This window comes from Flavimaribacter sediminis (genome assembly GCF_019492055.1).
In the GTDB taxonomy this organism is placed as follows: domain Bacteria; phylum Pseudomonadota; class Alphaproteobacteria; order Rhizobiales; family Rhizobiaceae; genus Flavimaribacter; species Flavimaribacter sediminis.
Map to the genome: position 1 here is coordinate 364,913 of NZ_JAICBX010000001.1, position 13,367 is coordinate 378,279.

The following is a 13,367-nucleotide window of genomic DNA, read 5'->3' on the forward strand; positions in this document are numbered from 1 at the left end:
GCATGTTCAGTGGAAATGGCCGTTCCGGCGCCGCCGACGCCGAAATTCTGGCGGGTGAACTTGATCTCGAAGAGATCGAGAGACCGGCGGAACGGGCCTACCAGGGAATACGCCATGCGATCCTGAGCGGCGCTCTGCCGGGCGGTTCGCACCTTCCCGAAGAAGCGCTTGCCCAGATGACCGGGACAAGCCGCACGCCCGTACGTGAAGCCCTGCGCCGTCTCGTCGCCGAGGGGTTGGCACGCGCCGACAACCGGCACCGCTATGTGGCCGATTTTTCATACCAGGAACTCAAGATCGTGTTCGATATCAGGGCCAGGCTTGAGAGTTACGCGTCCCGCGTCGCAGCCGAACTGATAACCAAGGCCGAGATTGCCGAACTGGAGCGCATCGTCGAACAGATTGATGAAATCGGAGAGACCGAGGATCCTGCGCAGATCCGGCTGTTCGCCGACCTGAACACACGGTTTCACACGACTATCGTCGAGGCCACCCGATCGATACAGATGCAATCGTTGACCGCACAGGCGATTTCGCTGCCGCTTGAATTGATCAAACAGTTCGTCTGGGAGCAGCGCATCAACATCACTCGCTCCAACAACCAGCACCGCGATATTGTTGCGGCCTTGCGGGCGCGCGATCCGGAATGGGCCGAAACCGCAATGTCGGGACACATCCTTTCCACACGTCCGCGCCGCAAGGCGATGTCGTTGAGCTGAACGGAACTGCCAATGAGCTATCGTCATTCTTCTCTCGACGGCCGCGTTGTCATCGTCACAGGCGGCGCTCGCGGTCTCGGAAAGGAGATGGCTCTGGAACTCTCGGAAGCCGGAGCGAACCTTGTCATTACGGGATCCGCCGGGTCTGCTGCGCTGGATGAGACTGCAGCGCTCATGCCGGCCGATCGGACCTTGGCTTTGGCCGCGGACGTTGCGGATCCACAGGCCGGCGAAAGCGTCGCCGCCGCGACGATTGCGCGTTTCAGGCGCATCGACGTGCTGGTCAACAACGCCGGCCGCGGCATGCGCCTCATAAGCGAGACATTCAACACGAAACCGACCAAATTCTGGGAAGCCGATCCGCAATCCTGGAAGTCGATCATCGATATCAACGTAAACGGAACCTTCAACATGGCGCGCGCGGTTGCCCCCGACATGATCGCGCGCGGTTTCGGCAAGATCATCAACGTCTCGACGTCCGATCAGACGATGGTCAGGCGCGGGTACTCCCCCTATGGACCTTCGAAGGCGGCGCTTGAAGCGGCGTCGCGCGTATGGGCGCAAGACCTTGAAGGCACGGGCGTCGACGTCAATGTCTATCTGCCCGGAGGGGCCGCCGATACGGATTTGCTGCCTCCCGGACCTGCAAAGAAAGGCGCGGACGGCAACCTTCTTTCGCCGGCGATCATGCGCCGTGGCATTGGCTGGCTGTGTTCGGACGCGTCCAATGGCGTTACCGGCGCGCGGTTCATCGCCCGGCTGTGGGACGAATCCCTGGATGCGGAAACCGCCGCGGCGGGGGCGCGATCTCAGCACGTCGAACGACCATCCATAATGTGAGGCGCCATGTTCAAGCTCGGCCCTGCCACCGTGAGCAAGATCGTCGACTTCGATCCCTTTGTTCTTCCGTTCGATTTCCTGCTGCCCGGCCGGGATCCGGCGGAACTCGCCGGTCAATCCGCAGTGCTCTCTCCCGATCACGTGGACTTCAAGACAGGCAGCATCCTGCTGAGCCTGCACAGCTTCGTGCTCAGGATCGGCGGATTGACGGTGCTCATCGATACCTGCGTCGGCGAGCACAAACCGCGCGCGCGCCGGCAAGACTGGGATCAAAGACACGACACCGGCTATTTGACGCGCCTGGCGGCCGCCGGTTTTGCGCCTGAAGACATCGATATCGTGATGTGCACGCATCTGCATGCAGACCATGTCGGCTGGAACACCAGGCTTGAGAACGGCCGCTGGACGCCGACATTCCCAAATGCGCGCTATGTCATGGGCCGAAGCGAACTGGATCATTGGCGTGATCTGGAAAGCCGTGAACCTGGCAAGCACAATCATGGTTGCTATGCCGACAGCGTCTTGCCGGTTGTGGAAGCCGGTCTCGTCGAAGAGGTCGACGACGGTTTCGAACTGACGTCAGGTCTGGAAATTATCCCTCTCCACGGGCATTCCCCAGGTCAGATCGGGCTGGACCTGAATTGCGGCGACGGCGGCCATGCGCTGTTCTGCGGCGATGCGTTTCATTCCCCGGTCCAGATATTTCGTCCGCATTGGAGCAGCGCGTTTTGCCACGACGCCGTGCAGGCCGGCGAGCTTCGCCATCAACTGGCTGAACGATGCGCGGGAGACGGCGCGCTCCTCATGCCCGCGCATTTGCGAGGCAGCAGCGGGATGCGCGTTGAAGGAAACGACGTCTCCGGTTTCCGGCCGGTATTTGTGTGATCACCGAAGCCGCTGGTGGAGCAACTTTGACATTCGAGTCCCGCAAGACGCGAACTCGTTTTCAAATGTCAGATTTAGAGCTCCACCAGAAATATAATCTGGCTAGTGGTCCTGAAGATTCCGACATTTGCTACAGGACAAGTCGCATCGGGAGGCAAATGTCGGAATCGGACCACTAAGCGGATTGCCGGCCTCGCCTGATGCGCATTCTATAGGTCATCTGGTCAGCCGGGTGCCAGTTGAAGGAAGCGATCAACACGCCGGAATCCGTAATGTAGCGCCTCAGGATCTGAAGTGAGCGCGATTCTGCGGGAAGCCCCAGCGACGCGGCGATTTCCGGCGGCATGGCCTCCGCCCGAATTTCCTGCTGCGTCTCCTTGATCGTTTCGCGCGAATATCCTTCGAGAATATTGAAGAATGGCCCCTGGTAGGTCGCCAGTTCCGGGATCACCGCTTCAAAGCGCTCGGGGATGAAGCTCTGGATATAGCAAATCGGTCGACCGCCGGGTTCGGTCCAGCGTATGCCGTCGACGCGGATCCACTGTTCCCCTTCCTGTCCGCCAACCCGCTCGGCGAGCTTTGCGTCAAGCGTGACAGTCTTGTTGCCCAGAACGACAAGGTAGGTGTCGAGGGCGATCTGGAACAGTTCCTGCAGCGATTCGAACGACTGATAGTAGCCGGACAGCGGTTTGGCCGAGATTACTCGCGTTCCCATACCCTGACGGCGCTCGACATAGCCGTCTTCCGTCATGCAGCGCAGCGCCTCACGAATCGTGAAGCGGCTGGTGTCAAACTCCTGAGCCAGCTCGGCTTCGGTCGGGATAAGCCTTCCGACGGGATAGACGCCATTGGCGATTCGGCCGACCAACTCCTTCTGTATCCGGGAGTAGCGGGGACCGGACGATTCGTCGCTCATCTGGCTATCTTCGCTCGGACTGTTCTTCTTCAGTGACTGCTCCATTTGAGTGACTGCTCCATGGCGATCTTCCTCTGAAGATCCGGAATCGCTCCTGTTCGCAACTGTATCTCGTTAATGCGCCGAAACCGGCCACCGAATTCGATGACTGATACGGCAGTGGCCGCGAGACTGCAAAGAGAAAATTGATACGGACAAATAGATCACGCCTTTGCCAATTCGTCATTATCAACTATAGATTATCAGGCAATGAAAGCAAAACACCAGTCCACCTATTCCAGCCGGGCCAAACTCGGGCTCATCGTTCCGCCAACGAACACCGTCAACGAGGCGGAGTGGGCGCGCATGGTTCCGGACGGCGTGACATACCACACCCACAGGATGAGTCTGCATTCCGATACACATACCGAAGCTGGCGAAGCCGCGCTCTACGCCGACCTCGACACGGCGATCGGCATGCTGGCCCAGTGCGGCGCCGATGCGATCGCCTATGCATGCACCGCCGGGTCCATGATAACGCCTGCGCAGTCGATGCCTGACAGGCTGAGCGAGCGCACCGGTCGACAGTGCGTCACAACGTCGGCCGCAATTATTGACGCCCTGAAAACGCTCGGCGTGGTCCAACTTTCGGTCGCAACCCCCTATGCCGACGCTTTGAACGCCCATGAAACCGAATTCCTGGAAGCGCACGGCTTCGAGGTGTTGCGGCTGATCGGGCTCGGCATTGGAGCCGGCGGTCCGAGCGAGTACCCGCGCATCGCCAGGACGCCGCTTGAAGCCGTCGCGGACCACGCCAGGGCGGCGTTCGTCCCGGGCAGCGACGCGCTTCTTGTCACCTGCACCGATTTCCCGACCCTGCCTCTGGTCGAAAGCCTCGAGGCTGAATTGGGCGTTCCGGTTGTCACCTCCAATCAGGCGACCTTCTGGTCGATGCTGCGCGCCGTCGGCGTGCAGGACCGGTTCCAGCCATTTGGTCGCCTCCTTTCCAGCCACTGACGCGACGCCAGAAAAGAAACGAGTGAATTCCATGGCCGATCCAGCTCTGAAAAATGCAATCCGTTCCGGGGACCTGATCCTGGCGCCCGGCGTTTTTGAAATGATTTCGGCGCTGATCGCCGACGAAGTCGGCTTCAAGGCGCTTTACGTCACCGGCTACGGAACGGTTGCGTCCTACCTCGGGCTTCCGGACGCCGGTATCGCAACCTATTCGGACATGATCGACCGTGTCGCAAGCATTGCCGGCCGCACGAAAACACCGGTCATTGCGGACGCCGACACCGGATACGGGGGCCTTTTGAACGTCCGTCATACTGTTCGCGGTTATGAGCAAGCTGGCGTAACCGCGATCCAGCTGGAGGATCAGGAGTTTCCGAAGAAGTGCGGTCACACGCCCAACCGGCGCGTTGTGCCGCTGGAAGACATGATCCGGAAGATCGAGGTCGCCATCGACAGCAGGCGGAGCGATGACTTCCTGATCATCGCCAGAACGGACGCGCGAACGGGTCTCGGCCTCGACGAGGCGATCAAACGCGGCAAGGCCTTCGCGAAGGCTGGCGCCGACATTGTCTTCGTGGAATCGCCCGAGTCCGAGGAGGAAATGCAGCGTGTCGCGGATGAGATCGATGCGCCGTTGATGGCCAATATCGTCAATGGCGGCCGGACGCCGTTATTGTCTGCGGACACATTGCAGTCGCTCGGTTTTGCGGTCGCTATCCATCCCGCGATCGGTTTCCTGTCCATGGGAGCGGCGCTGAAGAATGCCTATACGGATCTCTACCGGAATGGGGAGACCAGCAAGGCGATCGACCTCTATGATTTCCAGCAGTTCAACGAACTGCTCGGCTTCCCGGACATCTGGGAGTTCGAAAAGAAATACGTTTCGGCTTGAAGCAAAGGCGGTTCGGGCGACAGTCCATCTGGAGAGATTTGAAATGACAACGAAGCGAGCGTCAGCCATGAAGTTCGGATTTCCGCATTGGAGGCGCGTGTCATGAGCCGCCGGATCGCGATCCTTGGCGGGGCAGGGGGCATCGGGCGCGCCCTCGTCGCGGCGCTGACGGAAGCGGGGGACGACGTCGTCGTTCTCGACCTTCCGGCATCCATCGAACGCCATCGTCCCACGACGCGGACGATCGACATCGATGTGCTTTCGGAGGAGGCGATCAACACTGCCGCTCGCGAACTTGCCGACCATTGGCCGGCAGTCGACGGGTATGTCCATTTGGCCGGCTACAATCCCTCGATCCATTCCGTGGCCGACACGCCAACGGACTATTTCGACAATATCGTTTCCGGAAACCTGCGGGGCGCCTTCCTGTCGGCGAAGGCGATCATGCCTTTGATGTCCGATGGCGGCAGCGTCGTCATGATCGCCTCCGGCCTCGGCCGCTACATCCGCCCCGGCTTCGCATCCTATGCCTCGGCCAAAGCCGGCCTGATGGCGCTGGCCAATACGCTGGCGCTCGAATATGCGCCAAAGGTGCGGGTCAACACCGTGGCGCCCGGCTTCGTCGATACGGCGTTTTCGCACGGCGGCACGGGCATCTCCGACGAAACCGCCGAAATCGAAGTCGATCTCGCAAAATATGTCAGCGTCATTCCGCTCGCGCGCGTCGCCGAGCCGGAAGACATCGTCGGCCCGATCCGCTTTCTGCTTGGGCCCGAGAGCGCCTACATGACCGGCCAGGTGCTGTGGGTCAATGGCGGCGCATACATGCCGTGAGGTTGGAGTATCGGTAATGGTCGCGCAAACGCTCTATGACAAGATCTGGGACAGCCACGTGGTCGCGGACCGCGGCAATGGCGAGCATCTCATCTATGTCGATCGCCACCTGGTGCAGGAAGTGTCGAGCCCGCAGGCTTTTGCGGCCCTTGACCAGGATGGACGGAAGGTCCGCTGTCCGGAGGCGCACATCGCCGTCGCCGACCACGCCGTGCCGACATTGCGCGGCGACAGGCCATTCGCCGAAGGCCTTGCGTTTTCCCAGGTCGAACGCCTCAAGGAAAACGCCGCGAAACACGGCATCGCCTATATGCCCATGGATGGCGAACGACATGGCATCGTTCACGTCATCGGCCCTGAACTGGGTTTCACCTTGCCAGGCGTCGTTCTTGTATGCGGAGACAGTCACACCTGCACCCATGGCGCCTTTGGGTGCATCGCCTTCGGCATAGGGGCCAGCGAATGCACCAGTATCTTCGCGACGCAAACGCTTCGCCAGCGCAAGCAGAAGACGATGCGGGTCAATCTGGAGGGCGGATTGCCGGACGGCGTAACCGTCAAGGATGTCATTCTTGCTCTCATCGCCGAAATCGGAACCGGCGGCGGCGTCGGATACGCCCTGGAATACGCCGGATCCACCGTGCGCGAGCTTTCGATGGCGGCCCGCATGACGCTCTGCAACATGTCGATCGAGGCTGGAAGCCGGGTCGGCGTCGTGGCGCCGGACGAAAAGACGTTTGCATACCTCGAAGGCCGTCCGCTGGCGCCTTCGGGCGATGCCTGGAAGCAGGCCATGGCGGCATGGTCTGATCTGCATAGCGACGCTGATGCGGTTTTCGATCGCGAGGTGACGTTCAATACCGCTGATCTGGCGCCACAGGTCTCCTGGGGAACGACCCCGGAGCACACATGCGCGGTCACGGGTCAGGTGCCCGATCCGGAACGGGAAGCGGATCAGAACAGCAAGTCGAGACTGCGCAAGAGCCTTGCCTATATGGGCCTGGAGCCGGGAACCGCAATTCGCGACATCCCGGTCGACCGCGTGTTCGTCGGATCCTGCACCAATGGCCGTCTGGAAGACCTGCGGGCGGCGGCGCAGGTGCTTTCCGGCAGGAAGGTGGCGGACAGCGTCAAGGCGATCGCGGTGCCGGGATCGGCTGCCGTCAAGATCGCCGCGGAGCGCGAGGGCCTGCACGAGATATTCCTGTCCGCCGGCTTCGAATGGCGTGACGCGGGATGTTCGATGTGTGTCGCGATGAACGACGACCGGCTTGCCGAGGGCGAGCGCTGCGCCTCAACCTCCAACCGCAATTTCGAAGGTCGTCAGGGCAAGGGCGGACGCACCCACCTGATGAGCCCGCCGATGGCTGCGGCAGCCGCCGTAACCGGAAAGATCACCGACGTGCGGGAGCTGTTGTGACCATGGAAAAGTTCACCACAGTCAAAAGCGTCGCCGCGCCGCTTCTGGAAAACGCGATCGACACCGACGTCATCTTTCCGGCGCGCTTTCTGCTGTTGCTCGACCGCGAGGGCCTTGGCCGCTACGCTTTCAGCGAACGCCGCAACGGGCCTGAGCCTTTCGTGCTCGACACGCCGCCATACGATACGGCGAAGATCCTTGTGACCGGCGAGAATTTCGGCACGGGCTCCAGCCGCGAGCAGGCGGTATGGACCATCGCCGATCTCGGTATACGCTGCGTGATCGCCAGGAGTTTCGGCGAGATCTTTTTCGCCAACTGCTTCAAGAACGGCGTCCTGCCTGTCCGCCTCGGCGGAGACGATATGGCGGCGGTGGAGCGCGCCGCCGAGGCGGCGGAAGAGATCACGATCGACCTGGAGGCCCAGTCGATCCGGCTTTCGTCAGGACGCGAGATCCGCTTCGACATCGAACCGAACCTCAAGCGGTTGTTGCTCTTGGGTCTCGACGAGGTCGGCATGATCCTCGCCGAGGACGGGGACGCCATCAAGGCTTTCGAAGCGCGACGGAAGGCGGATCAGCCCTGGATGTCGATTGGCATCGAAAAATTGCATGCACTGGCCGAAGAACAGGATAAAAACGGATGAGCACCAGCGAAAATCTTCTCGATAACTACAAGCGGGCCTATGACAACCGGATCGGTTTCGGCGCCAGACCTGCCCTGATCATGATTGATTTCGTGCAAGCCTATTTCGAACCGGAGTGCGAGCTTTACGCCGGCGTGGAGGACACCCTCAAATCGGCGCTGAGAATACGAGACAAGGCGCGCGAATGCGGCGTGCCGATCATCCTGACCAATGTGGTCTATCAGGCCGGCGGGTGCGATGGCGGGCGGTTCTTCCAGAAGGCCAGGCCGCTCCGAAACTTCATTGCAGGCAATCCCATGGGCGCCTGGCCGGAAGGGCTGGACGTCGCCGAAAACGAGATCGTGATCTCCAAACAGTATCCCAGCGCCTTCTTCGGCACGTCGCTGGCCTCAACGCTGGCGACATTAGGCGTCGACACGCTCGTTCACACAGGCGTCACCACAAGCGGCTGCGTCCGTGCGACCTGCGTCGACTGCTGCTCTCACGGTTTCATTCCGATCATCGCGCGCGAAGCGGTCGGTGACCGGCATGCCTCTCCCCACGAGGCCAATCTGTTCGACATGGACGCCAAATACGGCGACGTCGTCGATGAGGAAGAGATCCTCGATTATTTCGAGAAGACGAAGATATCCGGTTGAGAAAGCCGGGTTTGCGCGCCAGTGGCTGGCGTTCTACCCGGCATAAACAGGTCCCTTTCCAATCAGTTTCGGAAAATCCTCATGGTTGCAAATCGGGGGATTTCCAAAATTACAAAATTGGTCTGGACAAATACTTCATCGCCGTGGCAGGTACGGGGCAAATTCGACGTAGCCGCCGGTGGGGCGGCGGGCGTCCTGTCATGCAATCCATCAAACTGGAGAAATGTCCTCAATGGCCGATCCTGCCCTCAGGAGAGCTTTGCTAACTGGTGAGTTCGTCACCGCACCCGGCGTATTTGAATTGATTTCGGCGCTCATCGCCGATTCGATGGGCTTCAAGGCGCTCTATGTGACCGGCTACGGAACCGTGGCCTCCTATCTCGGCCTGCCGGATGCGGGGCTTGCGACCTACACCGACATGATCGACCGTATCGCCTGCATCGTCGAGCGGACGAAGACGCCCGTCATCGCCGACGCCGACACCGGTTACGGCGGCCCGCTCAATGTCCGTCATACCGTTCGCGGCTACGAACGCGCCGGTGTCAGCGCTATCCAGATCGAAGACCAGGAATTTCCGAAAAAATGCGGGCACACGCCCAATCGTCGCGTGATTGCGCTGGACGACATGCTGCTCAAGATCGAGACGGCGGCCGAGAGCCGGCAAAGCGACGATTTTCTGATCATCGCCCGGACGGACGCCCGCACCGGTTACGGTCTCGACGAGGCGATCAGGCGCGGTCAGGCCTTCGCAAAGGCCGGCGCTGATGTGGTTTTCGTCGAATCGCCGGAAAGCGAAGACGAGATGAAGCGCGTCGCCGAGGCGATCGATGCGCCGCTGTTCGCCAACATGGTCAACGGCGGCATGACCCCCACCCTGTCCGAAGACCGGCTGAAAGCGTTGGGATATGCGATTGGCATCCACCCCGCGATCGGGTTTCTCTCCATGGGCGCCGCGCTCGAAAAGGCGTACGGTGATCTGAAAGCCAACGGCGAAACCACCGACGCCGTTGAGCTCTATGATTTCTCCAGGTTCAACGAACTCATGGGCTTCCCCGAAATATGGGCTTTCGAGGATAAGCTGGGGAAGGCTAGATAACGCCCTCCTCGGTCAGCTCTGACAGGGCCTTTGTGTCGAGCCCCAGCAGTTCGCCATAGATCGCCTCGTTATCCTTGCCCGGCTCGTCGCGGCCGAGCCAATTCACCTCGCAAGGCGTTTCGGATAGTTTCGGAGCGATGCCGGGAACGGCGATGTCTCCGAAGCGCTCGTCTTCGACGCGCACGATCATGTCGCGGGCCTTGAAATGCGGGTCCTCGGCGATTTCAGCGATCGAATTGATCGGCCCGTAGACGACGCCGTGCTCGTCGAGAATTGCGCCGAGATCTTTCGGCGTCATCGTGCTTGTCCATTCGCCGATCATGCCGTCGAGCAGCTCGACGTGGTCGCCGCGGGCCAGGTGGGTTGAAAAGCGCGGATCCTCGGCAAGTTCCGGCTGGCCCATGGCGGCGCAAAGCCGGCGGAACATCGGGTCCACATTGGCGGCGATCACGATGTAGGTCCCGTCGTTGGTCGGATAGATGTTCGAAGGCGCCACATTGGGCAGACCCGTTCCGGACGGTTTGCGGACGACGCCGCATTTGTCATATTCGGGCAGGGTGCTTTCGAGCATTGAAAAGCAGCTTTCGACAATCGCCGCGTCGACGACCTGGCCCTTGCCACCGCCGCCGGCGTCTCGCCAGTAAAGCGCCATCAGCAGGCCCTCGAATGCGAAAAGCGCCGTCAGAGTGTCGCCGAGCGAGATGCCGAAACGCGGCTGTGGCTGGTCGGGAAAGCCGTTGATATAGCGGATCCCGCCCATCGCCTCGCCGACGCTGGCGAATCCCGGCCGCTCCGAATAGGGGCCGGTCTGGCCGAAGCCGGAGACGCGGGCGATCACCAGCCCCGGGTTTTCCTTGTGCAGTTCGTCCGGCCCGAGGTTCCATTTCTCCAGCGTTCCGGGCTTGAAATTCTCGACCATGGCGTCCGCCTCGGCGGCAAGCCGTCGCAACAGATCACGGCCGCGCGGATCGCGCAGGTTTGCCGTTACCGATTTCTTGTTGCGGGCCAGCGTTGGCCACCACAGACCGTGGCCGTTATAGCGATGGTGGCCCCAGTCGCGCATTGGATCGCCCTTGACCGGCGGCTCCACCTTGATGACCTCGGCGCCGAAATCGGCGAGCCGGCTGCCGACGAAGGGACCGGCCAGAAGCTGGCCGACCTCGATTGCCCGGATTCCGGAAAGCGGGCCTGAACCCGTCGCCGTCCGCGCCTTGCCCGTCAAACTCGCACTCATCGCGTCGCAACCTCCATTGTTTTGTCAGTTTCGTTGAGGAATTCACCCAGAACATCGGAAAAGCGCTTGCGCATCTCCGGGCCCGCCACCACATGGGCGGCTCCTTCGAGCACGTAGCTGCGCGCATTCGGTATCATCGCTTCGATTGGTTTCGTCAGCCGCGGCCCGGTGACAGTGTCGAGCGGGCAATGGACGATGAGGCAGGGCGCGGATATCTGTCCGAGCCGATCCGTCACGTCGTGCGAAAGGCACGACTGAATGAGCCTGTCATGGGCCTCAAAACGATCGCGCAATTCGCGCCACGGCCCTTCTGGCCCAAGAATGCGCTCATGATTGGAGAGGTAATAGTCCTCGTCGAAGGACCACAGGCAAACCAGTTTCTGAAAAGCCTCCCACCCCATCTCGCGATGAACGTCGCGCAGCATTTCCATTTGATGGCGGAAGAGCGCGTCGGGCTTTGCCCAGGTTCCCATGTTGACCATGGAGCGCACCAGGTCCGGCCGGCCGATCGCCAGTTCCTGGCCGATGCAAGCGCCCATGCCGACAAGGCCGACGACATGCACGTCGCTCCAGCCGAGATGGTCGAGCAGTCCGGCGACGTCTCCGGCGTAGAGCTGCATGCTGGGCGTAACGGAAGGATCGTCATCCGATTCGCCTATCCCGCGGTGATCGAAGATCGCGACTTTATAGTTGTCCTTGAGGCTGCGTGCGAGGTGATGGTGCTGGCCATGGCAATAGGTGCCCCAGCCGCCCATGCAGATGGCGGGCGGCCCCTCGCCATGGACCTCGTAATACATGGTGTGACCGTTGATGCGCGCGACTGGCATGGCTCCTCCCTATCCGGATATTTCCGACGCCGGCGCCGAATGGCGGTTCAGGCGTCGATCCTCCACTGAACGATCCGGCCCTCCAGACCGAGTTCCCGACAAAACATGCGGAACGCCAGCGCCTTGTCCGCCTGCTCGGCCGGCGCCGCGAAACAGACGTGCCGGCTGCGCGGCTTTCCGGACGGTGAAAACAGCGCCACTGGCCTGTGATGCGTCGCAAGCCACGCCTCGACCCGGCGAAGCGTATTGGCTGCCAGAACCGGATCCTCGCCCGGCGGTATGGTGACGCGCATGACATGCCAGCGACCTGTCATGGTTCGACGCTCCCATCATGCTAACTGCCGAATTCCATCGGCTGGCGCCTTCGCACGAGCTGCGACGCCGCGACTGCAAGAATCAGGCCGCCGCCATAGAAAAGGTCCTGAACGAAATTCGGTATCCCGAAGATCTGCAGGCCGGAAATACCGGTCGCAAGCAGCAACACGCCGATCAGCGAGCCGACCGGATTAAATCGTCCGGGCACGATGCTGGTGGCGCCGAGGAAGGCCGCCGCGAAAGCCGGCAACAGCAGGCCGATGCGGGAACTCGGATCCGCCGAGCCGTTCAGTCCTACGGCAAGCACGCCGGCGACTGCGGCGATCGCGCCCGAACTTATGAGCGCCAGCGCGCGCACCGAATCGACGCGTATGCCGGCGAGGCGCGCCACTTCCCGCGCCCGGCCAACGAAGAGCAGCCTGCGCCCCGGTGTCGTGTATTCGAGGAAATACCAGATGATCGCGCACAGGATCAGCGCGTACCAGAACGACATGGACACCTCGAACAGGCGCGTCTGGTTGACCCAGCCGATGAGGGTGGGATTGGCGCCGAAGATCGAGATGGTGCGCGATCCGCTGATCCATTTCGCAATGCCGATGACGAAAGTCGCCATGCCGAGGGTGACGATCAGCGAATGAATGCGGAAAAAGACGATGAAGAAAGCATTGGCGGCCCCGATTGCTGCGCCAACCAGAAGTCCGAGGACGACTGCGACAAGTGTCGGCGAGCCCTGGCTGATCAGGATGGCCACCACCAGTGAGGAAAGCGTCATATTGGCGGCGATCGAAAGGTCGAAATCGCCTGCGGTCAGTGGCAGGAGCAGACCGAGCGTCAGGACGATCAGAACGCCTTGCGTGCCGAAAATCGTCGAGAAATTGGTCCAGCTGAAGAACCGTGAGGAATCATAAATCCCGCTGTCGATAAATGCGAACAGCGCGATCAGCAGGACCCAGATGCCGATGATCGCATAGCGTTCGAAAAAATTCTTCGGCACGGCGGGCGCCGGCGATGATTTCGACCGTTCTTCCTGGAGTCGAAGGACTTTCGATTCGAGTTCCGCCAGCCGGGCTTCGTATTGGGAGATGGGATCGTTGTTGTGAGCGTCCAATGA

At 61.1% G+C, this 13,367-nt stretch carries 15 protein-coding genes; 10 read left to right on the forward strand and 5 right to left on the reverse strand.

Annotated elements, in window-relative coordinates:
- Positions 1-2 precede the first annotated feature (2 nt).
- From K1W69_RS01740 to K1W69_RS01750, 3 genes are read left to right on the forward strand one after another with little or no spacing between them, the layout of a single operon-like run.
- Positions 3-719 carry a GntR family transcriptional regulator gene (locus tag K1W69_RS01740; RefSeq protein WP_220226607.1) on the forward strand — a complete coding sequence of 239 codons (717 nt, stop codon included), beginning with the start codon at positions 3-5 and terminating at the stop codon, positions 717-719.
- Between the two features lie 12 nt (positions 720-731).
- The gene (locus K1W69_RS01745) at positions 732-1,559 is read left to right on the forward strand and encodes an SDR family NAD(P)-dependent oxidoreductase (RefSeq protein ID WP_220226608.1); all 828 of its coding nucleotides are present in this window, start codon (positions 732-734) and stop codon (positions 1,557-1,559) included.
- Positions 1,560-1,565: 6 nt separating this feature from the next.
- The gene (locus K1W69_RS01750; protein ID WP_220226609.1) at positions 1,566-2,444 is read left to right on the forward strand and encodes an MBL fold metallo-hydrolase; all 879 of its coding nucleotides are present in this window, start codon (positions 1,566-1,568) and stop codon (positions 2,442-2,444) included.
- Positions 2,445-2,619: 175 nt separating this feature from the next.
- Here the strand turns inward: K1W69_RS01750 and K1W69_RS01755 are convergent, their stop codons facing one another.
- Positions 2,620-3,360: a GntR family transcriptional regulator gene (locus K1W69_RS01755; RefSeq protein ID WP_258570770.1), complete on the reverse strand. Its 741-nt coding sequence runs from the start codon at positions 3,358-3,360 to the stop codon at positions 2,620-2,622.
- A gap of 249 nt (positions 3,361-3,609) precedes the next feature.
- Here K1W69_RS01755 and K1W69_RS01760 point away from each other — a divergent pair, with 249 nt between their 5' ends.
- From K1W69_RS01760 to K1W69_RS01790, 7 genes are all read left to right on the forward strand, one after another.
- Positions 3,610-4,356: a maleate cis-trans isomerase family protein gene (locus K1W69_RS01760; RefSeq protein WP_220226611.1), complete on the forward strand. Its 747-nt coding sequence runs from the start codon at positions 3,610-3,612 to the stop codon at positions 4,354-4,356.
- 31 nt (positions 4,357-4,387) lie between these two features.
- On the forward strand, positions 4,388-5,248 hold the full coding sequence (locus tag K1W69_RS01765) for an isocitrate lyase/PEP mutase family protein (RefSeq protein ID WP_220226612.1): 861 nt from the start codon (positions 4,388-4,390) through the stop codon (positions 5,246-5,248).
- 102 nt (positions 5,249-5,350) lie between these two features.
- Positions 5,351-6,082, forward strand: coding sequence for an SDR family NAD(P)-dependent oxidoreductase (locus K1W69_RS01770; protein ID WP_220226613.1), 732 nt, complete (start codon positions 5,351-5,353; stop codon positions 6,080-6,082).
- A 16-nt stretch (positions 6,083-6,098) separates the two neighbouring features.
- On the forward strand, positions 6,099-7,502 hold the full coding sequence (gene leuC, locus K1W69_RS01775; RefSeq protein ID WP_220226614.1) for a 3-isopropylmalate dehydratase large subunit: 1,404 nt from the start codon (positions 6,099-6,101) through the stop codon (positions 7,500-7,502).
- A 2-nt stretch (positions 7,503-7,504) separates the two neighbouring features.
- Entirely contained in the window at positions 7,505-8,146 is a 642-nt protein-coding gene (gene leuD / locus K1W69_RS01780) for a 3-isopropylmalate dehydratase small subunit (RefSeq protein WP_220226615.1), read from the forward strand.
- Positions 8,143-8,784, forward strand: a complete 642-nt coding sequence (locus K1W69_RS01785) for an isochorismatase family protein (RefSeq protein ID WP_220226616.1) — start codon at positions 8,143-8,145, stop codon at positions 8,782-8,784. Before leuD ends, K1W69_RS01785 begins: the two co-directional genes overlap by 4 nt.
- A gap of 232 nt (positions 8,785-9,016) precedes the next feature.
- Positions 9,017-9,880 carry an isocitrate lyase/PEP mutase family protein gene (locus tag K1W69_RS01790; RefSeq protein ID WP_220226617.1) on the forward strand — a complete coding sequence of 288 codons (864 nt, stop codon included), beginning with the start codon at positions 9,017-9,019 and terminating at the stop codon, positions 9,878-9,880.
- On the opposite strand, the gene K1W69_RS01795 is transcribed toward K1W69_RS01790, so the two are convergent.
- The 4 genes from K1W69_RS01795 to K1W69_RS01810 are packed head-to-tail and all read right to left on the reverse strand — an operon-like array spanning position 9,873 to position 13,364.
- The gene (locus tag K1W69_RS01795; protein WP_220226618.1) at positions 9,873-11,114 is read right to left on the reverse strand and encodes a CaiB/BaiF CoA transferase family protein; all 1,242 of its coding nucleotides are present in this window, start codon (positions 11,112-11,114) and stop codon (positions 9,873-9,875) included. The genes K1W69_RS01790 and K1W69_RS01795 overlap by 8 nt on opposite strands.
- Positions 11,111-11,941, reverse strand: a complete 831-nt coding sequence (locus tag K1W69_RS01800; RefSeq protein WP_220226619.1) for an alpha/beta fold hydrolase — start codon at positions 11,939-11,941, stop codon at positions 11,111-11,113. Before K1W69_RS01800 ends, K1W69_RS01795 begins: the two co-directional genes overlap by 4 nt.
- A 47-nt stretch (positions 11,942-11,988) precedes the next feature.
- Complete coding sequence (locus tag K1W69_RS01805) at positions 11,989-12,255, reverse strand: hypothetical protein (RefSeq protein WP_220226620.1); 267 nt, start codon at positions 12,253-12,255, stop codon at positions 11,989-11,991.
- Positions 12,256-12,275: 20 nt separating this feature from the next.
- On the reverse strand, positions 12,276-13,364 hold the full coding sequence (locus tag K1W69_RS01810) for an ABC transporter permease (RefSeq protein WP_220226621.1): 1,089 nt from the start codon (positions 13,362-13,364) through the stop codon (positions 12,276-12,278).
- Positions 13,365-13,367 lie beyond the last annotated feature (3 nt).

What these genes read in the sequence shown, in the direction of transcription:
- K1W69_RS01740 (WP_220226607.1), top strand. Translation starts at nt 3, where the DNA reads ATGTTCAGTGGAAATGGCCGTTCCGGCGCCGCCGACGCCGAAATTCTG.
- K1W69_RS01745 (WP_220226608.1), top strand. Translation starts at nt 732, where the DNA reads ATGAGCTATCGTCATTCTTCTCTCGACGGCCGCGTTGTCATCGTCACA.
- K1W69_RS01750 (WP_220226609.1), top strand. Translation starts at nt 1,566, where the DNA reads ATGTTCAAGCTCGGCCCTGCCACCGTGAGCAAGATCGTCGACTTCGAT.
- K1W69_RS01755 (WP_258570770.1), bottom strand. Translation starts at nt 3,360, where the DNA reads ATGAGCGACGAATCGTCCGGTCCCCGCTACTCCCGGATACAGAAGGAG.
- K1W69_RS01760 (WP_220226611.1), top strand. Translation starts at nt 3,610, where the DNA reads ATGAAAGCAAAACACCAGTCCACCTATTCCAGCCGGGCCAAACTCGGG.
- K1W69_RS01765 (WP_220226612.1), top strand. Translation starts at nt 4,388, where the DNA reads ATGGCCGATCCAGCTCTGAAAAATGCAATCCGTTCCGGGGACCTGATC.
- K1W69_RS01770 (WP_220226613.1), top strand. Translation starts at nt 5,351, where the DNA reads ATGAGCCGCCGGATCGCGATCCTTGGCGGGGCAGGGGGCATCGGGCGC.
- leuC (WP_220226614.1), top strand. Translation starts at nt 6,099, where the DNA reads ATGGTCGCGCAAACGCTCTATGACAAGATCTGGGACAGCCACGTGGTC.
- leuD (WP_220226615.1), top strand. Translation starts at nt 7,505, where the DNA reads ATGGAAAAGTTCACCACAGTCAAAAGCGTCGCCGCGCCGCTTCTGGAA.
- K1W69_RS01785 (WP_220226616.1), top strand. Translation starts at nt 8,143, where the DNA reads ATGAGCACCAGCGAAAATCTTCTCGATAACTACAAGCGGGCCTATGAC.
- K1W69_RS01790 (WP_220226617.1), top strand. Translation starts at nt 9,017, where the DNA reads ATGGCCGATCCTGCCCTCAGGAGAGCTTTGCTAACTGGTGAGTTCGTC.
- K1W69_RS01795 (WP_220226618.1), bottom strand. Translation starts at nt 11,114, where the DNA reads ATGAGTGCGAGTTTGACGGGCAAGGCGCGGACGGCGACGGGTTCAGGC.
- K1W69_RS01800 (WP_220226619.1), bottom strand. Translation starts at nt 11,941, where the DNA reads ATGCCAGTCGCGCGCATCAACGGTCACACCATGTATTACGAGGTCCAT.
- K1W69_RS01805 (WP_220226620.1), bottom strand. Translation starts at nt 12,255, where the DNA reads ATGACAGGTCGCTGGCATGTCATGCGCGTCACCATACCGCCGGGCGAG.